This window comes from Psychrobacter sp. H25 (genome assembly GCF_059076335.1).
In genome coordinates this window covers 439,950-463,605 of record NZ_JCACRV010000001.1, presented here as the reverse complement: position 1 = coordinate 463,605, position 23,656 = coordinate 439,950, and the positions used below count along the sequence as shown (strand labels likewise).

General features: G+C 43.8%; 17 protein-coding genes. 9 read left to right on the top strand and 8 right to left on the bottom strand.

Going from position 1 to position 23,656, the window contains the following annotated elements; translation table 11 throughout:
- Positions 1 to 57 precede the first annotated feature (57 nt).
- Positions 58 to 4,902: an NAD-glutamate dehydrogenase gene (locus tag AC5JPO_RS01850; protein ID WP_493853107.1), complete on the bottom strand. Its 4,845-nt coding sequence runs from the start codon at positions 4,900 to 4,902 to the stop codon at positions 58 to 60.
- A 470-nt stretch (positions 4,903 to 5,372) separates the two neighbouring features.
- Here AC5JPO_RS01850 and purD point away from each other — a divergent pair, with 470 nt between their 5' ends.
- Both purD and AC5JPO_RS01840 read left to right on the top strand, forming a co-directional pair.
- A complete protein-coding gene (gene purD, locus AC5JPO_RS01845; protein ID WP_493852715.1) occupies positions 5,373 to 6,689 on the top strand; it encodes a phosphoribosylamine--glycine ligase in 1,317 nt (438 codons plus the stop codon).
- Positions 6,690 to 6,995: 306 nt separating this feature from the next.
- Positions 6,996 to 8,387, top strand: coding sequence for an ABC1 kinase family protein (locus AC5JPO_RS01840; RefSeq protein WP_443526416.1), 1,392 nt, complete (start codon positions 6,996 to 6,998; stop codon positions 8,385 to 8,387).
- 130 nt (positions 8,388 to 8,517) lie between these two features.
- On the opposite strand, the gene AC5JPO_RS01835 is transcribed toward AC5JPO_RS01840, so the two are convergent.
- A complete protein-coding gene (locus tag AC5JPO_RS01835; RefSeq protein WP_493843110.1) occupies positions 8,518 to 9,195 on the bottom strand; it encodes a class I SAM-dependent methyltransferase in 678 nt (225 codons plus the stop codon).
- A gap of 182 nt (positions 9,196 to 9,377) precedes the next feature.
- Between AC5JPO_RS01835 and AC5JPO_RS01830 the strand changes: the two genes are divergently transcribed.
- Both AC5JPO_RS01830 and AC5JPO_RS01825 read left to right on the top strand, forming a co-directional pair.
- Complete coding sequence (locus tag AC5JPO_RS01830; protein ID WP_493843109.1) at positions 9,378 to 9,569, top strand: DNA gyrase inhibitor YacG; 192 nt, start codon at positions 9,378 to 9,380, stop codon at positions 9,567 to 9,569.
- A 41-nt stretch (positions 9,570 to 9,610) separates the two neighbouring features.
- Positions 9,611 to 10,792: an aspartate aminotransferase family protein gene (locus AC5JPO_RS01825; RefSeq protein WP_493843108.1), complete on the top strand. Its 1,182-nt coding sequence runs from the start codon at positions 9,611 to 9,613 to the stop codon at positions 10,790 to 10,792.
- A gap of 104 nt (positions 10,793 to 10,896) precedes the next feature.
- Here the strand turns inward: AC5JPO_RS01825 and AC5JPO_RS01820 are convergent, their stop codons facing one another.
- The 5 genes from AC5JPO_RS01820 to AC5JPO_RS01800 all read right to left on the bottom strand — a co-directional run bounded on the left by AC5JPO_RS01820 (position 10,897) and on the right by AC5JPO_RS01800 (position 18,580).
- Positions 10,897 to 11,796 (bottom strand): LysR family transcriptional regulator, encoded by a 900-nt coding sequence (locus AC5JPO_RS01820; protein WP_319051723.1) that lies wholly within the window; start codon positions 11,794 to 11,796, stop codon positions 10,897 to 10,899.
- 229 nt (positions 11,797 to 12,025) lie between these two features.
- Positions 12,026 to 14,233 (bottom strand): DNA polymerase III subunit gamma/tau, encoded by a 2,208-nt coding sequence (gene dnaX / locus AC5JPO_RS01815; RefSeq protein ID WP_493853106.1) that lies wholly within the window; start codon positions 14,231 to 14,233, stop codon positions 12,026 to 12,028.
- A gap of 158 nt (positions 14,234 to 14,391) precedes the next feature.
- Positions 14,392 to 15,927: a lysine--tRNA ligase gene (lysS, locus tag AC5JPO_RS01810; RefSeq protein WP_443527089.1), complete on the bottom strand. Its 1,536-nt coding sequence runs from the start codon at positions 15,925 to 15,927 to the stop codon at positions 14,392 to 14,394.
- Between the two features lie 131 nt (positions 15,928 to 16,058).
- Positions 16,059 to 17,150, bottom strand: coding sequence for a peptide chain release factor 1 (prfA, locus tag AC5JPO_RS01805; RefSeq protein ID WP_443527088.1), 1,092 nt, complete (start codon positions 17,148 to 17,150; stop codon positions 16,059 to 16,061).
- Between the two features lie 284 nt (positions 17,151 to 17,434).
- Positions 17,435 to 18,580 (bottom strand): beta-ketoacyl-ACP synthase III, encoded by a 1,146-nt coding sequence (locus tag AC5JPO_RS01800; RefSeq protein WP_443527087.1) that lies wholly within the window; start codon positions 18,578 to 18,580, stop codon positions 17,435 to 17,437.
- Between the two features lie 275 nt (positions 18,581 to 18,855).
- Here AC5JPO_RS01800 and pnuC point away from each other — a divergent pair, with 275 nt between their 5' ends.
- The 3 genes from pnuC (at position 18,856) to AC5JPO_RS01785 (ending at position 20,739) form a co-directional block, all read left to right on the top strand.
- Positions 18,856 to 19,566, top strand: coding sequence for a nicotinamide riboside transporter PnuC (pnuC, locus tag AC5JPO_RS01795; protein ID WP_493851892.1), 711 nt, complete (start codon positions 18,856 to 18,858; stop codon positions 19,564 to 19,566).
- On the top strand, positions 19,517 to 20,113 hold the full coding sequence (locus AC5JPO_RS01790) for an AAA family ATPase (protein ID WP_493851893.1): 597 nt from the start codon (positions 19,517 to 19,519) through the stop codon (positions 20,111 to 20,113). Before pnuC ends, AC5JPO_RS01790 begins: the two co-directional genes overlap by 50 nt.
- 101 nt (positions 20,114 to 20,214) lie before the next feature.
- Positions 20,215 to 20,739: a TIGR00645 family protein gene (locus AC5JPO_RS01785; RefSeq protein WP_319052285.1), complete on the top strand. Its 525-nt coding sequence runs from the start codon at positions 20,215 to 20,217 to the stop codon at positions 20,737 to 20,739.
- Between the two features lie 109 nt (positions 20,740 to 20,848).
- Here AC5JPO_RS01785 and AC5JPO_RS01780 read toward each other — a convergent pair whose 3' ends face one another.
- Positions 20,849 to 21,532 carry a DUF421 domain-containing protein gene (locus tag AC5JPO_RS01780; RefSeq protein ID WP_443527084.1) on the bottom strand — a complete coding sequence of 228 codons (684 nt, stop codon included), beginning with the start codon at positions 21,530 to 21,532 and terminating at the stop codon, positions 20,849 to 20,851.
- Positions 21,533 to 21,913: 381 nt separating this feature from the next.
- Between AC5JPO_RS01780 and AC5JPO_RS01775 the strand changes: the two genes are divergently transcribed.
- Both AC5JPO_RS01775 and AC5JPO_RS01770 read left to right on the top strand, forming a co-directional pair.
- Positions 21,914 to 22,831 (top strand): DMT family transporter, encoded by a 918-nt coding sequence (locus AC5JPO_RS01775; RefSeq protein ID WP_493851894.1) that lies wholly within the window; start codon positions 21,914 to 21,916, stop codon positions 22,829 to 22,831.
- A gap of 228 nt (positions 22,832 to 23,059) precedes the next feature.
- Positions 23,060 to 23,551 carry a lactoylglutathione lyase family protein gene (locus tag AC5JPO_RS01770; protein WP_493851895.1) on the top strand — a complete coding sequence of 164 codons (492 nt, stop codon included), beginning with the start codon at positions 23,060 to 23,062 and terminating at the stop codon, positions 23,549 to 23,551.
- Positions 23,552 to 23,656 lie beyond the last annotated feature (105 nt).

Below are 23,656 nucleotides of genomic sequence, written 5' to 3'. Positions count from 1 at the left end.
TTCAGCTACTCGTTACTTAGTAGCTGATTATTTGGCGACTAGTTACTTAATGACTACTTATTTAGTTACTAGGCCACTCAGCTCACTCATCAGTACGGATAGTGTTGAGAGACCAATTTGAGCGTCTGCATCGTCACTATACATATCGTCAAGCTTCTGCATTTCTGTAGTGACCGCTGCCAGTTGGTCAACGTGTCGTGCTCTCCACTCACTAAAGGCTTGCTTGGCATCTGGTTTTGATAGTATTGCATCCATCAGTAGGCGCAAGCTGCGTGACAGCTCATTGACTAGTGCATGACGTGCACGGCGATCCCAGTAGTCTTGCTGTGGTAAATTGGCAATATTGTCCATCATCCAATCTAACTGCAACACTTGATAAGCTTCGAAATACAAAGTTGCGATCTCATCGACAGGACGCTCATATTGCTCAGCAAGCAACGCAGCATCAAGCGCATCGACATGATACGGTAGCATTGCAAATAGCGTAGCATCGTTATCAGACAGCTCTTTTTGCATTAAATGCTTGGTATCTTCTTGCAGATATTGAGCAAATTGCTGCTCGATAAAGCCACTTGGTTTGGTCAGTTTTTCAACACTGTCACTAAAGCGGCTAATCATATCAGCGACTTGCAGATTTTGCCCAAAGGCATTGATAAACCAGACCACACCGCGCTCTAATGAATCACGTAAACGCAGCTCAAGGTTCAACAGCAGTGTTGCATCTACCTGATTATCTAGCGCTTCTAGTGCCTTCCAAGCGCGCGATACATTAAATACATCGCGGCTGATCACATAACCTCGGACGATGGTTGCCAACGATTGATCAGTTTCTTCAAATAGACGGAATAGCGCCTCAATACCTAAGCGGTTGACCACGCTATTGGTCAAGTAAGTACTGATGATCTCACGATGCAAGCGGTGTTCCGTCATCTCATCAAAGAAACGCGAGGCAAGCTCATCTGGGAAGTACTTACGTAGCTCATTAATGAAGTATGGATCATCTGGAAGATCGGACAATAACAGGCTGTCATACACCCACATTTTGCCATATGCCAAGACGACTGCTAGCTCAGGATTGGTTAGTCCTGTATCTGCTTTTTGACGTTTTGCAATCTCTTCGTCTGATGGTAGATACTCAATCGCACGATCCAGACGCCCTTCACCCTCTAGCATCTGAATAAAGCGCTGATGATCACTTAAATTAGCAGCGGCTCTGATGTGACTCAGTTCAATCGCTTGTGGCTGCAAGTAGTTCTGACGTAATACAAGTTCTGCTACGGTATCCGTCATACTCTCAAGTAGCTCATTACGCTGTTTGAGCGTCATATCACCTTGCTCAACCACTTTACCCAGTAGGATCTTAATATTGACTTCATGATCCGAGCAGTTAACACCGCCTGAATTGTCAATCGCATCGGTATAGACACGACCACCGTTTTGGGCATACTCAATGCGTGCTTGCTGGGTGAAACCTAAGTTACCACCTTCGCCAATGACTGCGGCGCCAAGCTCACTACCATTCACACGCAGCACATCATTGGCACGATCGCCAACGTCCGCATGCGTCTCATTCACACTTTTTGCATACGTTCCAATACCGCCATTCCATAGCAAGTCGACTGGCGCTTTGAGTAAAGCACTGATCAGCTCATTGGGGGTTAACGTATCAGCACTGATTTCAAAGAGAGACTTCATCTCAGGACTGATCACGATGGTTTTGTCTTGGCGAGAGAAGATACCGCCACCTTGGCTGATCAATGAGGCTTCGTAATCTGCCCATGATGAGCGTGGCAACTCAAACAAGCGTGCGCGCTCAGCGTATGAGGCTGCAGTATCTGGATTAGGATCAATAAAAATATGCAGATGGTTAAAGGCAGCAACCAGCTTAGTATGCGTTGATAGCAGCATGCCATTGCCAAATACATCCCCACTCATATCACCGATACCGACCACAGTGAAATCATCACGGTTTTGAATATCTTTGCCTTGCATACGGAAATGACGTTTGACTGACTCCCAACCACCACGCGCCGTGATACCCATCGCTTTATGGTCATACCCTACTGACCCACCTGATGCAAAGGCATCATCAAGCCAGAAGTTGTACTCTGCTGCTAGCGCGTTGGCGATATCAGAGAATGTCGCAGTGCCTTTGTCCGCAGCAACAACTAAGTATGGATCGTCTTCGTCATGGCGTACCGTGTTGGCTGGCGGGACAATCGTGCCATCAACGATGTTGTCTGTGACATCGAGCATACCACGCAAGAATGTCTGATAACAGGCGATACCTTCGGCTTGGAACGCCTCACGACCATCGGCCATGCTTTTGGTCTTGACGATGAAGCCACCTTTAGAGCCAACAGGCACGATCACTGCGTTTTTGACCATTTGTGCTTTGACCAGGCCCAGTACTTCGGTACGGAAATCTTCCATACGATCTGACCAGCGCAGACCACCACGGGCGACTTTTCCGCCACGTAAATGCACGGCTTCGACGCGCGGTGAGTAGACAAATATCTCAAACATTGGTTTTGGCTTTGGCAGATTTGGAATATTTGCGGCCAAGAACTTAAACGACAAGCGATCTTTGCGCTGACCATCATTATCCGTCTGATAGAAGTTGGTACGTACCATCGCGTTAATCAGATCTAAGTACCAACGCAAGATACGATCTTCATCTAGGCTATCCACATCTACAAGTGCAGCGGTTATTTGCTCTTGGATTTGCGTAGCTTTTGCTTGGCGATCGTCTTCACTATGCTTAGGATTCATACGCGCATCAAATAAACTACCTAACGCCACGCTGATATCACTGTTTTTGACTACCGTTTGCTGGATATAGGTACTAGAGAACGGCGCGCGTGCTTGTAACATATAGCGCGACAGTGCACGCAGCACCACCACATCATAAGTATCAAGCTTAGTAGTTAGTACAAGCTCATTAAATGAATCACTCTCAACACGTCCTGCCCAGATTTGTTTTAGGCTGTCTTCGAACTGACCACGTACGACTTGCATATTGACGGTATCGACATGCTCAAGGGTCAACTCGTACTCTTGCATCCAGATAGGCTGCTCTGGCAAATCAAACTCATATGTCTGTGCTGAGATGACTGACACACCGAAGTTTTCAAGTATTGGTAATACTTTTGACAAGATAACAGGTTGCTCGCGACCATACAGTTTTAGGTGGAGCTGGTTACGTGCATCGCCTGTCGACTGGTATAAATGCCACAGCATCGGGTTCTCTGTAGTCAATCCAGCCAAACGCTTGGTATCCTCGACGGCAGTACGCGCATCAAAACGCTCTTGGTATGCCGCGGGAATATAATCTAAAAAGCGACGACTCAAGGCATTGGCTTGTTGCTCACCGACATTATCGAGTAGCATTTTTTGGTAGTTATCATCCCATGACTGCATGAGTGCTGATAGTTTGGCTTCAAGCGTTGCAATGTTGACGTCATTTACCTGACCGGGCACAGTACGCACATGGACATGTACGCGGGCATGCGCAGATTCATTAAATTCAGTCGTAAACCCTGATGACATGCCGTTGTAGGCATCTTTTAGGACGTTCTGTACCTTAATGCGTAGCTCCGTGTTGAACTTATCACGCGGGATATAGACTAGACACGACACAAAGCGCTGGTAATGATCGATACGGCTAAATAGACGTAGGCTTTTCTTATCTTGTAATTGACTGATACCAGAGACAATTGGATATAGTTCTTCAACGCTGGCTTGGAACAAGTCATCACGCGGCAAGGTGTTGATCACATGCATCATCTTATGATGAGCATGACCATCACGTGGCAAGTCTGCCATAGCCATAATTTTATTGGCTTTTTCGCGCAATAGCGGAATTTGCTGAACCGTCAGCTGATACGCTTGTGACGTGAGCAAACCGATAAAGCGATACTCACCAACCAACTTACCATTATCATCAAATTTATGGATACCCAAAAAGTCCATATATACCGAGCGATGGATCGGTGATACACGACTTGATTTGGACAGCATCAATACGCGCGGTTCAGTCAATAACTGCTTTAGCCCTTTAGGTAGTTGACTAAAGCTCTCTGACAATTTGTCTTGTTCAGAGCCGCGTAACAGACCAAGTCCACTATTGCCAATGGCAAACAGATCTAAATTGGTCGGTTCGCTTACTTCGATTTCGTGACCACCTTCTAAGCGATATTCGCGATAACCTAAGAATATAAAATGGTCATCTAATATCCAATCTAAGAACGCTTGAATTTCTTGCTGTGAATAAAACACTTCTGGTAATGGTTTGTTAGACAACTCAGCTTTGATGTCATTGAGCTGGGTACGCATTTGTTTCCAGTCACCAACGACCGTATCAAGCGTATCGATTTTGGACAGCAGCATTTGCTGTAGAGCATCCAAGTCTTCATTATCTTGATAAGCGATTTCACAGTGAATCAATGACAAATGAGAGGTTGCACTTTCATGTGCGCCTTCAACATAGGTAATTTGACCGTCATCATCACGCTTAACACTAACGATGATGTTGTACGTGCGGTGTACATCGATGCCTTCAGCCTCGAGGCTCATCAAGATGGTATCGACTAAAAACGGTCTATCGTATGCGACGATTTGGATGACCGTGTGTGAGCTATGAAAGTGTTGCTCTTCCGCCAATGGGTTAAATACGGCGAGCTGCGGCTTGCTGCAATCATAGGCTTTGAGCAACGTAAAATGATGTAGCGCCATGCCCGCCAAGTCAGCATTGCTAATCGCCTCTGCAGTCTCTTGATGCAGCGGCTGATAGTAGCTATGAATAAAATGATCAAATAGTGATTTGTCTTTTTGTACATAGCCGGTAGCAATATCGCTTATCTGGCTAATGCGCTCTTTTGCGATACTGAGGGAGTTTGGCATTGTCCTTCGTCCTTTTTATAGATTTGGTTTGTCTCTTTATTTATGTTTATCAATCCGTATCAACTGCTTTTATTGCACATTTCTTTTCACAGAATCGTTGTCAAAAATTGCAATATAATGGCAGTGTGTCCAGTCACGTGACTTATTATTTTATAACTTCTACAGATTTTCTCCTTTTTCGTTCTTATTTTTATAAATATGTAGCAATCAGGATGTAATCCTACTATTACAGTGAAGTTTAACGCACCTGCGGCGTTAGCTAAAGCGTACAACATCATTTCATGAATCAGTGATATGTCGATAACCTTTGCTAATGAGACAATGATGACGCAGCCAGTAATATTCAAGATTAAATGCTGGCACAAGGATACTCATAGTAATCAAGACTGTTTTTTTGTTAGAATATGTCGACATATTTACGAGCGTACGACTAGCTCATTATTAACTTAATGCTAAGGGCAAACGGTATGATGAATATTTTGGTGATTGGCTCAGGTGGTCGCGAACACGCACTGGCATGGCAGTGTGCAAAAGATGACAATGTCGAAAATGTCTATGTCGCTCCAGGCAATGCAGGCAGTGCACTTGAACCTAAATGCCAAAACGTCGTCTTAGCGTCTGCGAACGCTGATGCGAGTGAGCATGCCGCTGTCATCGAATTTTGTCAAAATAATAGTATTGATATGGTTATTGTTGGACCAGAAGCACCTTTGGTTACAGGTATCGTTGATGCCTGCCGCGAGGCTGGTATTAAGGCATGGGGGCCTACTGCTTATTGCGCGCAACTAGAAGGTTCTAAAACCTTTGCCAAAGAGTTTATGGAGCAGAACCATATCCCAACAGCCGCTTATCAAGGGTTTACAGAGGCTACTGCAGCTAAAGCCTATGTCGATGAGCAAGGCGCACCCATCGTGATCAAAGCGGATGGACTTGCTGCTGGTAAAGGCGTCATCGTGGCTGAGACCATCGAGCAAGCGCACGAAGCAATCGATGATATGCTCGCGGACAACAAATTTGGGGATGCTGGTAGCCGTGTGGTGATCGAGCAGTTCTTGCAAGGCGAAGAAGCCAGCTTTATTTGTATGGTCGATGGGGAAAATATCTTACCCATGGCAACCAGCCAAGATCACAAGCGTGCTTTTGAAGGTGACACAGGTCCGAATACAGGCGGGATGGGTGCGTATTCCCCTGCGCCTGTCGTGACCGCAGATGTGCATAATAAAGTTATTGAGCGCGTCATTCAGCCAGTTGTTGATGCAATGAAAGACGCAGGACATCCCTATACTGGATTTTTATATGCAGGTCTTATGATTGACCAAGCAGGCGACCCATATGTGATCGAATTCAACTGCCGTTTTGGTGATCCAGAGACGCAGCCTATCTTGATGCGTCTGCAATCATCGATGGTAGATTTGGTCGTGCAAGGTTTATCAGGTCAACTACCTAGCGAAGCAAAATGGGATGAGCGTCCTGCTTTGGGTATCGTTGTTGCCTCAAAAGGTTATCCTGAAACCTCATCGAAGGGCGATGTCATCGCAGGCTTGCCAGAACTAGATTCGACAAACAACAATGCTGTCAAAGTATTCCATGCAGGTACAGCGTTTTCTGATAATCATGAAAATGAGATCGTCACTAATGGTGGTCGTGTATTATGTATTACTGCCTTAGCAAGCAATATCTCTGAAGCCCAGCAAGCAGCACTAGCAGTCACTGCTGCCATTAGCTTTGACGGTGCACAATATCGCCGTGATATTGGTCATCATGCCATCACTCGTGAAAATGCGTAACGAGCTTATACCCATCAAGAGCCATTAAACGCTCATCTTGCGTTGTCGTTTCAAAATTGGTGCGTATACTTTACATCATTATTCGACCTAGCTTTATGCTAGGTCTTATTTTTGGTACGCCGTATAACGCTCAGTAATAATACTCGAACCATCTCACGGCTTACAAAGTAACTATCAACAGCCAGCCTACGCTCATAAACCCAATGTGCTTTATATGGTACAATTTTATACCCGTGCATCACATCTCCCTTGTATTGTGGGTATCGAACCCGCAAATCAATAGCAACTGGATGAATGATTATATTTATGGCAAATGATACGTCTAAACCTTCTAGCAACAAGCAATCAATTGATAGTCTAAAAACCTCAGGGTTTGATCGCCGAATGTCGATTGCCAAAACCTCCTTGAATATTGGTCGTCGTTGGGCGGGCAATAGCGTGTCTGGCATGTTTTTAAATAAAGAAGCACGCACAGCACGTAACCAAGCGTTTATGGAAGCTCAGGCAAATTATCTGGCATCAGAGCTTGGCAAGTTAAAAGGTTCAGTCGTCAAAATCGGTCAAATGCTAGCAATCTATGGCGAGCACATACTGCCGCCGGAGATTACACGTGCCTTACAAACGCTCAATGATGACACCGCAACGTTGACGTGGCCTACGATTGAAAAAACATTGCATAAATTATTGGGTGAAAAACTAAGCGAGCTAGATGTCGACCCTATTCCTATTGGAACAGCGTCTCTTGCTCAAGTTCATCGCGCTACCGTACTGGCGACAGGTGAACAAGTGGTACTAAAGATTCAATACCCAGGCGTGGCTGATGCCATCAACTCCGACCTTGCTTTATTCAAGCAGTTGCTAAAAGTAAGTAATATCGTTCCTCAAACACGCGCACTTGATGCTTGGTTTGAGGAGATACGTGACCTACTCCACCATGAGGTTGATTACGAAGCAGAGGCCGCAACGACAGAGCGCTTTTATGATCGTTTAAGTGACGACCCGCGCTATATCGTTCCGAAGATCAACCGTACCTACTCTAAAAAGCGCTTACTTTGTATGTCTTATGAGCCAGGTATCACTGTGGTCTCTGATGAATTACAACTATTACCTCATGAGCGCCGCAGTGCAATCGGTCAAGCTGCTATCGAAATCATGATGCAAGAGATTTTTGTATGGGGTGAGATGCAGACAGATCCTAACTTTGGCAACTACTTAGTGCGAGTCAGCGAAGGCGACGACATCGATAAGCTTGTTTTGTTAGATTTTGGCGCTATCCGCCAATTCGATAATCATTTACTGACTATAGCCCGCGGACTGCTACGAGCAGGATACCGTCATGATCATCAATCAATGATGCTTGCGATGACAGGATACGACTTTTTCGACAGTATGAGTGACAAAGTACGCTCTGATATTGCCTCGCTATTTTTACTGGCGACAGAGCCTTTCAGTGATCCTGAAAATAATAAAGATATTCCTAGTGAGTGCTTGGATGGGGAAAAGTGTTATATTTGGGCTAACAGTAAATTGCATTCGCGCCTATCCACCAAAGCCACTCGCGCAATGCAATCCTTCGAATTCAATCTCCCGCCAAAAGAGTTTATGTTCATTAGTCGCAAATTCATTGGCGCATATACTCTTTTGACAGTTCTTGACGCTTATACCAATTCTAATAATTTGGTTAAACCTTACCTATAGTCGTTAATTCTAGTCTTTAAGTTTGAAATTTTTTGGACTGCTCTTTAGGAGCAGTTCTTTATTCTCTATTTTTAGTCGCTTAGGCTATTTTATATTCAACCTAATATTTAGCATTCTTCTTTTACCTCGATTATTTTCCTTCACACAATGATGTCGCTTGCCAATCATCAAATCTGGTTTTATACCATTTAGGCTTACGGATATTCAACTCCCAGCACACTTCTTGCCGTGCCAAATACTTCACTTCAAAGTGAGTACGCTGACTATCTGCAGGGACTTGATAACGAGAATTTGGAAGACACCATACCTTAGTTGCCTGAAACTCTGCGTTGTCCATATATGCTTCAATATTGGTGACCACTACTACCTCACCATTTACCTGCAAGCGAGACAATAGAAATTCAAAGAAAGGCATATTTAGCCATTGTTGATTGGGGTTCTGCTGTTCGGGGTTAGGATAAAGAATAAAAATCTTGCACAGGCTATTGGGCTTTATAGCATGTACGGTCCAAGCAATAGCATCCGCATGAATCGCATCTAGGTTTGATAAGGCCTGTAGCGTAGTCTGTTTTGAGAAAGCTTCAAATTTATTACGGGTGCGCTCAATCGCTATTAAATGCTTGTCAGGATTCTGCGCTGAAAAGCTTAGCGCGTGCTTGCCCTTCCCTGCTCCGATCTCTAGTATCAGCGGTTTTTCACTCAAATTTTCGTTGATGATTTTAGGTATCACAAAGTCACGCGGTGCTGAGAGTCTCTGTGGTTGAAACGCTCGCGCTTGCTGATGAGTGAGCTCAGTATTGTCTGTCATTTATTATCCTTAAAGCATTTGTCTTTTGTCATTATTCGGCCCCATGCTATTATATAGCCAATCTAATTTAATAGTAATATAGTGATGACCAGTCCTTCAAAATGCATCCTAATGTAGATGATGATAGAAGAAGACTGCGCGTAAATGATACTAATAACATTAAGGATGCTCCCACTTTTATTATGACTGACTCTAATTCCCATGCTACGCCCAAAACCTACCCTTGCCCACGCTGCGGCACACAGACTGCCTGGCAAGACAATAAATACAAGCCATTTTGTAGTAGTCGCTGTAAGCTAATCGACTTAGGGGCTTGGGCAAATGAAGACTATACGCTACCTGCAGAAACCACGCCCTTCTCTGACGAATTATAACCCCCTATTTTACTCAATTTACTATACCAAGGATGTCTTACATGTCTGCTACCTACCTCATGCCTACCTACAACCGTCAACCTATTAGTTTTACACGTGGTGCAGGTAGTTGGCTCTATACCAAAGATGATACGCCATACCTAGATGCTCTAACTGGTATCGCGGTGTGCGGGCTCGGTCACTGCCACCCACAAGTGACAGAGGCGATTGAGCAGCAGGCGTCTACCTTAATTCATACCAGCAACTTGTTCGGTATTGACTGGCAAGAGCGTGCGGGAGAGGCTTTATGTACGGCTGCCGAAATGGACAGTGTGTTTTTTGCAAATAGTGGCGCTGAAGCAAATGAGGCCGCACTGAAAATTGCACGCTTGTATGCACACAAGCAAGGATTTACACGTCCAAAAGTGATCGTGATGGAGCAGTCATTCCATGGTCGTACATTACTATCGCTATCAGCTACTGCCAACCCAAAGGCTCGTGAAGGGTTTTATACGCTAGATGAAGACTTTATCCGTGTGCCATTTGGTGATATTGCTGCAGTTAAGCAGGCAGCTTTGGATCATCAGGATATTTGCGCCATTTTTGTAGAGCCAATCCAAGGTGAAGGTGGTCTAAATACTGCGGCAAATGGTTTCACTTATTTAGAAGAGTTACAGGCAGAATGTGATGCTCACAACTGGCTATTTATGCTCGATGAAGTACAAACAGGTAATGGCCGTACTGGTAAATATTTTGCTTATCAGCATAGCAGTGCTCGTCCTGATGTATTGACGACTGCTAAAGGCTTAGGTAATGGCTTTCCAGTCGGCGCTTGTATGGTACGAGGCCGTGCTAATGGTTTGTTTGGTGCAGGCAGCCATGGCTCTACTTACGGTGGCACACCTTTAGCCAGTCGCGTGGTACATAGCGTGTACGATGTACTCACCAATAGTGACATTATGGAAAATGCAGTGACTGAAGGTTTGTTCATTCGTGAAAGCCTCGTTAATGCATTAGGACAACATGGTGTGAGTAGCCGCGGCGCTGGTATGATGATCGGTATTGCGCTACCAGAAGATATGGACTGTAGCCAGTTGGTAGATCGTGCGCGTGATGAGCAAAACCTAATCCTCAATGTAACGGGGGGTCATGTCGTCCGTTTACTACCTCCACTTAATATGAGCCGTGATGAGAGCACACAAGTTGCTGAGCGCTTGATTGACCTACTAAGACCCTCATTCTAAGGAATGCTTGAATATATATAATCAAAAAAGCCTATAGATATCATTATCTATAGGCTTTTTTCTAGCTATTTATTTGATAATACGACTGTCTAAAACAAACCGCTCTAATGTGCATGGAAATATTTTTTTAACACTTCTAGACAACGAGTGATTTTGGCAGGTTGTTGGTCACGGTTTAGAGTGACCGCATAGAGAACAAAGCTTGGCAGTTGATAGCCAGTTAACACTTCTACTAGCTCTCCACTCTCAAGCTCTTTTTTGATGTCCATTTCCATCATTCTAATCAAGCCATGACCTTCTTTTGCCAGAGTCGTGGCCATAAAGACGTTATTGGTATAAATACGCGAGTTCATTTTGATACGTGTTTTCTTACCAGTCTCTGTTTGAATCATATCAACCTGATTGGCCTCTTTCATGATTTCAATAGATATCAGTTGATGGTCGGCCAAGTCTTTTGGTGTATTAAGCTTAGGGTGGTGACGTAGATATTGAGGCGACGCTACGAGCAACTGACGTACATCGGTGAGCGGATGACTACTTAGGCTTGCATCATTGATCGATGGACTCATACGAATCGCAATATCGATACGCTCATCAATCATATCGATATAGTGATTATCTGCCAGATAGGTGACACTAAGATCATCATGCGCCGCCATCCATGTGGATAGCGCTGGTAATATATGGTTTACACCAAGCTCAGGCGTCGTCGATATACGTAAACTACCTGCGAGCTCATCACGCAACTGATTAACTTTAATTCGACCTTGTTCAGCAGCACTGACCACATCTTTTGCAGACTCATAAAAGCTCTCACCAGCTTCTGTTAAGCTTAGCTTACGAGTTGAGCGGTGTAATAGCACAACACCTAGCTCATTCTCTAGTGAACGAATCTGCTGACTGACTGCACTGGTGGTAATACCAAGCTCACGAGCTGAGCCACTAAAAGAACCATGTCCGACCACACTGGCGAACACAGCCATACCGCGTAAATTATCCAACATATTCTCACCTAAACTTCATTTCAGTTTTTAATATAACTTAATCATTATAACGACTTTTGATTTATCTTATCATTACTAAATATTTTCTCTTATATAAGAGCGCCCATTTGTGCTGCGGTAAAAACAAAAATATCAAGGCGATAGCGTATCATCACCTTGATATCTTATATAAAACCGTATTTAAAACATATTCATATTTGAAATGGTTTTAATAACCGTTTTTTAGAACTTAATACAGTTGGACCTTGCCCATTTTGCCCTCGCCCCGCTCCGTCAAATACTGCATCACTGGTGTGTTCAGCAATTTTGTCTCAGCAACCGTTTTTGCTTGCTCTAATCGTTTTTGTTGACGACGCTCTGGTGTTTTATCATCACTTTGCATGATGCTATTATCGATTTTTAAATCAATCTGTGCCTGTGTGAATTGCTGTTGCAACTTTGCAGCCAGTTGCTGAAAAGTCGCTTGTAAATGCTTGCTGTCCACACTAGTCAAGAACGTTGCATTGCCATTACATTGACCTGTCATTGTGCCTTGACGAGCAAGTGCCAACTCATCTTGAGCTAATACTTCTGCTTCACGAGCAGTCTGCAGCCAGTAATCCCATTTTTCCGAGTTCCACTCCCCCGTCAGTTCTTGGGACGTACAGCGTAACAAAGTGCGCGGGTCTTCATCAGATGGTAATAGTAACTGAGAATTATTTGCATCAGGCTCAACAACAGGTTCAGGCTCAACAACAGGTTCAGGCTCAACAACAGGTTCAGGCTCAACAACAGGTTCAGGCTCAACAACAGGTTCAGGCTCAACAACAGGTTCAGGCTCAACAACAGGTTCAGGCTCAACAACAGGTTCAGGCTCAACAACAGGTTCAGGCTCAACAACAGGTTCAGGCTCAACAACAGGTTCAGGCTCAACAACAGGTTCAGGCTCAACAACAGGTTCAGGCTCAACAACAGGTTCAGGCTCAACAACAGGTTCAGGCTCAACAACAGGTTCAGGCTCAACAACAGGTTCAGGCTCAACAACAGGTTCAGGCTCAACAACAGGTTCAGGCTCAACAACAGGTTCAGGCTCAGTACTGACAGCTGACTGTACTAAGTTGTACTCTTGGTCACTAATATACTCAGAGCGAAAATTCTCGTTATCATGAGTGCTACTTTGCTGCTCATCATAACGTTGCGCTTGGTCATCAATCTCATAAGACTGTAGTGGTTCTGATGCGCCATGCGTCGTGACAGTTAAAGACGTTTTTTCTGAAGAAGACGGCGAATCAGTCGACTCTATTACTGGTGTACTGGTAGCAGATACCTCCCCGTCGTAGGTATTATTGAGTACTTCATCGACCGGCAAAGGACGAAACGCTAGTAAGCGCAAAATGCACATCTCAAGCGCTTGCATAGGGGTACTAGCAAGCTTGACGCCTTCACGTGCTTGCACAACAATCTCATAATACAGCTGCAAGACATCAGGGCTGATATGCTGAGCTAGCGTACAAATATCTTTTGCTTGCGCCTCATTAACATTGAGAGCGACCTCAGGCAACAGCTGAGTCAATGCCAACTGATGCAACAGCTCAGCCAACCCATCAAACATGCTGGTCGCATCTACCATCTGCGCGCGCATTTGCTCGATATGTGCGGCAACGGCTGATTTATCATGATTATAAATATCTGTGATCAAGCTGATGAGGTCAGCCGCATCAATGAGACCGAGCATGGCATTGACAGTCGCATCATCCAGTGACCCTTGACCAAAAGCAATCGCCTGATCTGTCAGTGACAAAGCATCGCGCACAGAGCCTTTGGCAGCGCTTGCTAATTGCCAAATGGCCGGCTGCGTGTAGTCAACCTGCTCTTTGGTCAAAATATTTGCCAAATGTTCGCTAAGTAATACCTGCGGTAGTGGGCGTAGCACAAACTGTAAGCAGCGCGAGATAATCGTAATCGGCAGTTTTTGTGGATCAGTCGTCGCCAGCAAGAACTTTACGTGTTCAGGTGGCTCTTCCAACGTTTTGAGAAGCGCATTGAAACTATGCGTTGACAGCATATGCACTTCATCAATCAGATAGACTTTATAACGCCCTTGGCTTGGCGCGTAAGGCACGTTGTCTAACAGCTCACGCGTGTCCTCGACCTTGGTACGGGAAGCCGCGTCAATTTCAATAAGATCAATAAAACGCCCCTGATCGATAGCGACGCAGTTGTCGCATACCCCGCACGGTGTGCTCGTAATACCAGTATCACAGTTCAAGCATTTAGATAAAATACGCGCAATCGTCGTCTTACCCACACCGCGCGTACCAGTAAATAAATAAGCATGATGCAGACGATTATAATCAATTGCATTAATCAGCGCCTGCGAGACATGCGTCTGCCCAATCAACTCATGAAAGTTCTTGGGTCGATATTTGCGAGCTAAAACTTGATATTGCTGCGACATAGCTATCCATTGTGCCAAGTGGTTAAAATTCTTATTTTAGATGCTGTTTTTCGATATTTATTATAGCAAAAAGCCAGCGCATTCGTCTGGCTTCTCACAAGTTTGATTATGACTGAGCCGCATTCAATAAGCGACTTTGGTTAACGAATAATTAAACATTAATCATTTTTGCGGCGCATATGCGGGAACAAGATCACATCACGGATACTGGCTGAGTCAGTAAACAGCATTACTAAGCGGTCGATACCAATACCTTCACCTGCTGTCGGCGGCAAACCGTATGACAATGCTTCGATGTACTCTTCGTCAAAATGCATGGCTTCGTCATCGCCTGCGTCTTTTTCGGCGACTTGACCACGGAAACGCTCGGCTTGGTCTGCTGGATCATTGAGCTCACTAAAACCATTAGCGAGCTCACGACCGCCAACGAACAGCTCAAAACGATCAGTAATCTCAGGATTGTCATCACTACGGCGCGCGAGTGGTGAGGTCTCAGCTGGATACTCAGTAATAAAGGTTGGTTGACGCAGTTGATGCTCAGCCGTTTCTTCAAAAATAATCGTTTGTAGTTTACCCACACCAAACACATCTTTTACTTGCTGTTTCAGCGTCGTTGATGCGTACTCTGCTAGGTATTCACGATCATTGATACGTGCCATGTCGAAGTTTTCTGCATACTTTGCAATCGCATCAGACATAGATAGACGAGCAAATGGTGCTTTTAGGCTAATGGCTTCTTCTTGATAAGTCAGCTCTGTTGTGCCCAACACATCATTTGCTAACTGATTAAACATACGCTCAGTCAAATCCATCAGATCATGATAGTCAGCGTAGGCTTGATAAAACTCAATCATGGTAAATTCAGGGTTGTGACGGGTTGAGACCCCTTCATTACGGAAACTGCGGTTGATCTCAAATACACGCTCAAAGCCACCAACGACCAAGCGCTTGAGATAAAGCTCAGGCGCAATACGCAAATACAAAGGCATATCTAGAGCATTGTGGTGCGTCTCAAAGGGACGGGCTACCGCGCCACCTGGAATCGGATGCATCATTGGCGTTTCAACTTCCATAAAACGCTCATTCAGCATAAATTGACGAATACCGCTAACGATTTGACTGCGAATCATAAAGGTATCGCGAGTGGTCTCGTTGGTCATCAAGTCAAGATGACGATTGCGATAGCGCGCTTCTACGTCAGCTAAACCATGGAATTTGTTTGGCATCGGACGTAGCGATTTGGTCAGTAACGTAATCTCTTCGATGTGCACATACAGATCACCCTTACCTGAACGACCGATATAGCCTGACACCCCAACGATGTCACCCAAATCTAGAGACTTAATGCTTGCACGCGTTTCTTCATCAAGCTCTTTACGTGCCACATATAGCTGAATACGACCTGACATATCTTGAATCACGATAAATGAGCCACGGTTGAGCATGACTCGACCTGCTACATTTACCTGTGTCTTTTCGCCATTCGCAGCTTTCTCTTCGATCTCTTGCTTTGACACACCATCAAAAGCGGCTTGTAAGTCTTGCGCATAATCAGTGCGTTTGAATGTATTCGGATACGGCTGTTTTCCTGAAGCACTGATATCGTCTAGCTTGGCTTGCAGTTGTGCGATTAGCTCGTTAGTATCTTCTACAGTTGGGGTTTGGTCTTGGTTCTGATTATTGTGCTTTGACATGACACTCTCAATATTATTAGATAATTAAATGGATAAACGAAAACAGAAAAACGAAATCAATACTTATTATTATAAAAGCAGGCACTATTATACAAGGGTATAATAGTGCCAATATTACATAGAATTGGCTACTATTCACCGCCGCCAATACTGGCCATCAGATCAGCCTGATGCTCACGTAACAACGCATCCAGAGTCTCATCCAAGTCGCCTTCCATAATAGAGTCGAGTTTGTATAAGGTCAGGTTGATACGGTGATCGGTCATGCGCCCTTGTGGAAAATTATAAGTGCGAATACGCTCTGAGCGATCGCCACTACCGACCAAGTCACGACGTATGGAGTCCGCCACATCGACCTGTGCTTGTACTTTGGCTTGCTGGATTTTAGAGACTAGCATTTTCATAGCATGCGCACGGTTTTTGTGCTGGCTACGCTCTTGCTGACACTCTACCACGGTACCGGTTGGAATATGCGTCAAACGTACGGCTGAGTCAGTGGTGTTCACGTGCTGACCACCCGCCCCACTTGAGCGAAAAGTATCCATCTTGATATCAGCAGGATTGATATCAACGGTATCATCAATCTCAACCTCTGGCATGACGGCAACCGTACAAGCTGAGGTATGCACGCGACCTTGGCTCTCAGTTTCAGGAACACGCTGTACGCGGTGAGCACCCGATTCAAACTTTAGGCGACCATATACACTATTGCCAGATACACGAGTGATAATCTCTTTATAACCACCATGCTCACCTTCGTTTGCAGAGAGCACTTCTAGTGTCCAGCCTTGGGTCTGTGCATATTTTTGGTACATGCGGAACAGATCACCAGAGAAGATCGCCGCCTCATCACCGCCAGTCCCTGCACGAATCTCCAAGAATGCAGGTACTTTATCATTCGGATCTTTTGGTAGCATCATTACATTGAGAGCTTCTTCCATCTCTACGATGGTATCGCGTGCCGTCTCAATTTCATCTTGCATCATCTCTTTCATGTCAGGATCGGTCGCATCGGCTAGCATTGCTTCTGCATCAGCCTGATCCGTTTCTGCACCCAGATAGTTCTGCCATAACGTCGTGATGTCCATCAAGTCGCTATGTTCGACAGACAATTCACGGAATTTATTATTATCACTAATGACACTAGGATCTGATAACAAGGCGGTGACCTCTTCATAACGGTCTACCATCTGGTCTAAACGCAGGCGTAAGGATTCTTTCATAAAAGGACTTTTATTTAAATGAGGGGAATAAGAGCGTGATTATAGCAAATTTTTTGGGTTAAATTAAAACCTCTGGTCATTCTTGTCGATATTCTCAGTAATCTTGATGTTATCTTTCCAAACATCTCTGTTTATATTTAGATGTCAGGACCTGATTTCAATAGCAAAAACGACAGACAAAAAAATAGCCAAGAACATTCTTGGCTATTTTTTTGTCTAGTTGCTAGTTACTTAGTACTAATTACTGGTCACTTAGTATTAAACCTTAGTAATAAACTAAGGCATTAAACTTTACGCACCAGTACTGACCCGATAGAGTAACCTGCACCGAATGAGCAGATAACACCCAAATCACCTGATGATAGATCATCTTTGTGGCGATGGAATACAATCATAGGGCTCGCTGAACTGGTATTGGCAAATTCAGCAATCACACTTGGTGCAATTGACTTATCTGCATCTTTACCGACGACAGTACGTAAGATCAAATCCAACATATTGGCATTGGCTTGATGTAACCACATCATCTTAACATCAGATGTTGGGATGTCGTTTTCTTGCAAGTGCTCAGTGATAATTTCAGAAACTTTCGGGCAAACTTCACGGAATACTTTGCGACCGTTTTGCAAAAATAGCTTGTCAGTGACCGGTGCTTTGATATCTGGATACATCTCTGTCTGTGCCGCTAGGTATTCTGAGCGATCCATAAAGCCATATTCGTTTTTGATGTTGGTCGAAAACTGCGTAAATAGTTTAGAGTTTAGAATCTCGTACCCTTTTGGCGTATCAAGCTCTTCTACGATAGAGGCAGTCGCCACATCGCCAAAGATAAAGTGGCTGTCACGGTTACGCCAGTTTAGATGCGCTGAGGTAATCTCAACGTTGACCACAGCAATGCGCTTGGCCAAACCTGAGATAATAGAGCCGTGGGCTTGTGATAGACCAAAAGTTGCCGCACTACACGCAACGTTCATATCGTATGCAAAACCACCAACCATGCCGATCTCATTCTGAATTTCGATAGCAACCGCAGGATAAGTACGCTGGAAATTTGAGCAAGCAAGGATGATACCGTCTAAGTCATTGGCTTCAAGTCCTGCATCAGCCAAAGCGTCTCTGAGTGCTGCTGCACCCATTTCAGCCATCACTGATAGCTCTTCGCCCAAATTACGGTATGGGATAACTGGTGCCATGATTTCAGTATTTAAGATACCGTCTTTTTCCATCACATAACGTGATTTGATACCAGATACTTTTTCAATAAAAGCGGCTGAAGAAGGCTCAAGTGCGGTCACAGTCTCTGCTGCTATCTCGTCAGCATGTTCGGTATTATAGTTTTCAACATACTGGTTAAATGACTCTACTAGCTCTTCGTTACTAATGCTATAAGGTGGGATATACAGGCCTGTGCCTGTGATACAAGTCGTCATGATAAGCTTCCTTGTCTACTACTATAGTGCTTGGAATAAGCATAAAAGTGAAAAAATAATAGCCATTCAAATTCAGTGAATAACTGTAAACTTAAAATCAGTGTGTTTATTATGCCTGAATATTATAATTTTTCTAATACTTTGTTACAAATAATCTGTTTCTTGCCATAAATAAGCAAAGACTGACTTCATTTCGTAATAGCTACGTTATAATTAGCGCCATTCTATTCTAAACAACCATACGTATCGCTATAAACTCATACTTAGGAATGCTAATGGTAGAACTTTTCAACTGGTTATTTGGCCAATACGCCGACTACTCTACAACGTTTATTGTGCTTGAGTTAATTGCCGTTGTCTTTGGTGTGGCTAGTGTCTTACTTGCCAGCAAAACCAATATCCTTGTCTTTCCTATTGGATTGGTTAGCACTGCTATATTTGTGTACCTACTGTGGAAATGGCAATTGTTTGGCGATATGTTCATCAATGCTTACTATACCGTAATGAGCCTGTATGGCTGGATCAACTGGTCAAAGAACAAGAAAAATCAGTCTATTGAACACAAGCAATCAGACGCCAATCGCGTCCGTATTGAGCATTTGCACGCAAAGGATATTCCTATACTTACCGCTTTGGCAGCAGGGACAATAGCTTTTGTAGGATTGGTTTATTATTTCCGTCCAGTGATCAATAACGGTCTTAGCTTCGACGGTGCAGTACTTGGCATGCATCTATTTACTTGGGTCGACTATACTGACATGCTCACTACGGCTTGGTTTCTTATGGCGATGTGGCTCATGGCACGGCGTAAAATCGAGCATTGGATACTATGGATTATCGCGGATGCAATATCAGTACCGCTATATTTTTATAAAGGCTTCACGTTTACCGCACTACAGTATGTAGTCTTCACTCTCATCGCAATCTGGGCATATTATGAATGGCAACGGCGCTACCGCATACAACCTCGAGCAGCATACGCCTAAATCTGTCATCAACGTCGCTGTACTAGGCGCAGAGAGCACGGGCAAAACCACGTTGTGTCATGATTTAGCAGCGCATTTCGACAGTGTGTGGGTATCAGAATACATGCGCACCTACTTACAAGCAAAATGGGATAATGAGCAGCTGACATGTACGTGGGAGGATCTACTGCCTATCGCACAAGGACAGATGCAACTGGAGAACACCTTAGCCAAGCAAGTCGCCCAAACTCCTAATAAAAACCGTTATTTGTTTTGCGATACCAGCCTGTTTGAGCTGATGACTTATTCTTATTGGTACTATGGCGACTGCCCTGCTGCCCTTGAGCAGGCGGCATTGGCACATCACTATGATTTGATACTATTGACTGATGTAGATATACCGTGGATCGCTGATGACTTACGTGACAGCCCGCACCAACGTGATGAGATAAATGCCTACTTTACCAGTCAACTAAAAAAATATAAAAAACCATTCCAGCGCGTTGGCGGGAATAGGGAGCAGCGCGTTCAGCAAGTAGTAGCGCAGCTTACTCACATAGACACATAGAGTAGGCACTACGTGTCATGACTAAAAATTACACGACTAAAAACAGGTTGGATTTTACCCACCATTAATATCATTTGTTTTTTAAAACTTAAGAGATATCCATGCTAAAGAAGTTTGAGCTGTACTTAGAAAAAACAATATTCAACAGCCGCTGGATACTGGCACCTTTTTATCTGGGATTGGTATTAGGCATCGTTTTACTATTTGTTAAGTTTGTTCAAAAACTATGGCATATGTTTGCCGATATACTCATAGCCTCCGAAGCCAGTGTGATTGTAGATATATTGATATTGGTTGATATCTCGTTAGTCGCCAGTTTATTACTCATCATTATATTTAGTGGCTACGAGATTTTTGTCTCAAAAATTGACACTGGCGCTCATGACGATCGTCCTAGCTGGATGGGGAAAGTAGATTTTTCTGGTTTAAAGCTCAAAGTCATCGGAGCTATCGTCGCGATCTCAGCAATCGACCTTCTGAAATCTTTTATGGATATCTCTAGCGGAATGAGTGAGCTCGATGCTGATAAACTGATGTGGAAAGTGATCATTCACATGACCTTTGTATTGTCAGGCTTGTTATTCGCTGTTATGGATAAAGTGGTCGGCGATACCAAAAAGCACTGATACTTAGAACACTTACAGGAGCAACTTAGTTTCTCAGTAATCTGGCTTCAAAGTCATAATCTATTGTGCTGTCTTACATCATGATATAGAAGACAGCACGGTATACTCATTATTTGACGATTTTGTTGTTTAATGCTTTAGCCCAGTTTCTACAATTGTCTTCGCATCGCGGGCAACAATGATCAGGGTCAGGTATCTTATTGACATAACCGCAATACATACAGGCATAGTAAGTATTTACCTCTGTTTCTTCGACTGCCTGATACTGCTTAGGGAACAACGGCATACCGTAATCTGTTTTTTCAGCGGTGTGCAATAAAATACTAAAATTGCCGTCAGCTTCGAGCAGACCAACACGAACTTGCCCTAAATGCTCAACCCCTTGCTGGCGCATCTCAGCAAAAAACTCATCATGTGACATCTCACCTTGCTTAATTTTATCAAGTACCAACATGCCATTTTCTACAATATAAAGTGATCTTCCCTCCAACAGGTCTTCAAAAGGCTGGAACTTCATCATCGCCCAGGTGCAAAACCTGTAGAGGGAGATGACCGTACCCATGATCAATACCGCCTGAATAATAGGCAGATCTTCGGTGAACATGGGATCGCCTGCAATAGAGCCTAGCGATAGAATAATGGTCAGCTCAAAGATAGAGAGCTGACGAACGCCGCGCTTGCCTGTGAATCGCAAGAACGTAATAATCAATACAAACATGACAGTGACACGTATTAAAATTTCAACGGCAAACAACCAAGTGGTGTCATGAATAAAAATACTTGCCCAATCCATACTACTGCTTCCTATTTATTTATCTGGTTTATTGTGTTTAATGGTTGTCTTGCTAATGGTTCATTTGATGCGAAATAGATTACCTCTATACTCCAAACCTTATCGTTAATACAACTATCGTTATTCTCATTTAACAAAGATTTTTTGTCACAAGTACGACAAAATATCTAACCTTATAAACCCACTGTCGCTCTAATTTTTATCTTTTTCATTATTACTTCTACTAATAAATAAGCTATCGTTATAGCGACATACCTAAGAAATCAAAGCCAGAAGTTAAAACCAAAAACTAGAAATCAAGACTATAGGCCAAAAATTAAGATAAAAACAAAACACAATGCTTGTCTATTTAGACACACTTACTCATTTTAGGAATCATCCTTGAAAGCCACTATTTATACCATCATTGCGTTAATTGCCTTTGCCGCAAACTCTCTTTTTTGCCGAATGGCATTGGCAGAGGGTTATATCGACGCTTGGAGCTTTACGATTATTCGCCTGCTAAGTGCGGCTGTGTGCTTAGCTTTTATTATGGCGATTCACGCTTACCGTCTAAAACGTCACTCTCGCACGACTGACAGCGCCGCCACTGATGCAATTTTGAATGATAAAGGCAGCTGGCTCAGTAGCATCAGCTTGGTTGTTTATGCATTGTGCTTCTCGATTGCCTATGTAGAGCTTGATACAGGCACTGGAGCATTGATTTTGTTTTCAGCAGTACAGCTTACGATGATTGGCTGGGGCATCTACCAAAAAGAGACGCTGAGTACATTGCAGTGGCTAGCATTTATCATTGCCGTAGCAGGGTTTGTCTATCTGATGCTGCCGTCAGCCGCTATCCCCTCACCCTTGGCTGCATCACTGATGGCGATGAGCGGTGCAGCTTGGGGAGTATACAGCATACGCGGCAAATCGTGTGTGTCACCACTGCGAGCGACAGGATTTAACTTTGTACGAAGTTTGGTAGCCGTTCCCATATTACTGTTAGTGGGCATGATGTATTTGGGCGATATGGGTTTAGCAAATATTGAGATGCAAAGCATCACAAGTGAAGGGATACTGCTGGCCTGTGCGTCAGGAGCGATCGCTTCTGGTCTGGGTTACAGTATCTGGTATAGCGCAATGCCATTATTGAAGAACACCCAAGCGGCTATCGTTCAGCTGTGTGTACCTGTGATTGCAGCAGTGCTGGGTGTGGTATTTTTGTCTGAACAGCTCACCATGCCATTTATTATTGCAAGCGTCGTGATTTTGGGCGCCGTCTTAGTATTTATTTTGAATAAAAGAGCCCCTGTTTAGACCATGCTGACTTACTAAAGTGTTGGCGCATCTTGCTGATCACCCATATTTTAGACCGAGCCTTTACTCACTATCGCATTGAAATATATAAATTATTTATACCTGACACCTTACAGTTCATTGCAATATGCCTGTGTTTTTACAACGCAGTGGTATTCCTCATGGTGCTATTTTTAAACAGCACCATGAGGAATACCACTGAGTCATACCCACATAGGAGTACAAGTAATGAGTAATGTTTATCCTAGAAGTTTTTCGCATGTTGGTCTGTCAGTTCCTGATATAGACAAGGCCGTCAAGTTTTATACTGAAGTCATGGGTTGGTATACTATCGTAGCCCCTACCAGAATTGCAGAAGATGATAGTCCTGTCGGTCAGATGTGTACAGAAATATTTGGCGAGGGATGGAGTCATCTACATATAGCGCATCTGTCTACTGCTGACCGAGTCGGTGTAGAGCTTTTTCAATTCAAAAACCAAGAAGATCCCGAAAATAATTTTGAATACTGGAAAACAGGTATTTTTCATTTTTGTGTTCAAGATCCGAATCTTGAGGAGCTTGTAGAGAGCATCATCGCTGCCGGTGGCAAAAAACGTATGAAACAACCCCGTTATTACTATCCAGGCGAAAAACCTTACCGCATGATTTATATGGAAGATCCATTTGGTAATATCGTTGAGATATACAGTCATAGCTATGAGCTCACTTATAGTCTATAGACCAAGTCATTTGATATATATCAGACAAACAAAAACCGCCCCAATTTGTATAAATCGGGGCGGTTTTTATATGAGCTATTACTTTTGCCAAATGGCTACTAGAGG

Coding starts and splice junctions, on each gene's coding strand:
- AC5JPO_RS01850 (WP_493853107.1), bottom strand. CDS start 4,902: ATGCCAAACTCCCTCAGTATCGCAAAAGAGCGCATTAGCCAGATAAGC.
- AC5JPO_RS01780 (WP_443527084.1), bottom strand. CDS start 21,532: ATGGATTGGGCAAGTATTTTTATTCATGACACCACTTGGTTGTTTGCC.
- AC5JPO_RS01825 (WP_493843108.1), top strand. CDS start 9,611: ATGTCTGCTACCTACCTCATGCCTACCTACAACCGTCAACCTATTAGT.
- AC5JPO_RS01800 (WP_443527087.1), bottom strand. CDS start 18,580: ATGACGACTTGTATCACAGGCACAGGCCTGTATATCCCACCTTATAGC.
- AC5JPO_RS01790 (WP_493851893.1), top strand. CDS start 19,517: ATGAATGGCAACGGCGCTACCGCATACAACCTCGAGCAGCATACGCCT.
- purD (WP_493852715.1), top strand. CDS start 5,373: ATGAATATTTTGGTGATTGGCTCAGGTGGTCGCGAACACGCACTGGCA.
- pnuC (WP_493851892.1), top strand. CDS start 18,856: ATGGTAGAACTTTTCAACTGGTTATTTGGCCAATACGCCGACTACTCT.
- dnaX (WP_493853106.1), bottom strand. CDS start 14,233: ATGTCGCAGCAATATCAAGTTTTAGCTCGCAAATATCGACCCAAGAAC.
- AC5JPO_RS01835 (WP_493843110.1), bottom strand. CDS start 9,195: ATGACAGACAATACTGAGCTCACTCATCAGCAAGCGCGAGCGTTTCAA.
- lysS (WP_443527089.1), bottom strand. CDS start 15,927: ATGTCAAAGCACAATAATCAGAACCAAGACCAAACCCCAACTGTAGAA.
- AC5JPO_RS01840 (WP_443526416.1), top strand. CDS start 6,996: ATGGCAAATGATACGTCTAAACCTTCTAGCAACAAGCAATCAATTGAT.
- AC5JPO_RS01770 (WP_493851895.1), top strand. CDS start 23,060: ATGAGTAATGTTTATCCTAGAAGTTTTTCGCATGTTGGTCTGTCAGTT.
- prfA (WP_443527088.1), bottom strand. CDS start 17,150: ATGAAAGAATCCTTACGCCTGCGTTTAGACCAGATGGTAGACCGTTAT.
- AC5JPO_RS01820 (WP_319051723.1), bottom strand. CDS start 11,796: ATGTTGGATAATTTACGCGGTATGGCTGTGTTCGCCAGTGTGGTCGGA.
- AC5JPO_RS01830 (WP_493843109.1), top strand. CDS start 9,378: ATGACTGACTCTAATTCCCATGCTACGCCCAAAACCTACCCTTGCCCA.
- AC5JPO_RS01785 (WP_319052285.1), top strand. CDS start 20,215: ATGCTAAAGAAGTTTGAGCTGTACTTAGAAAAAACAATATTCAACAGC.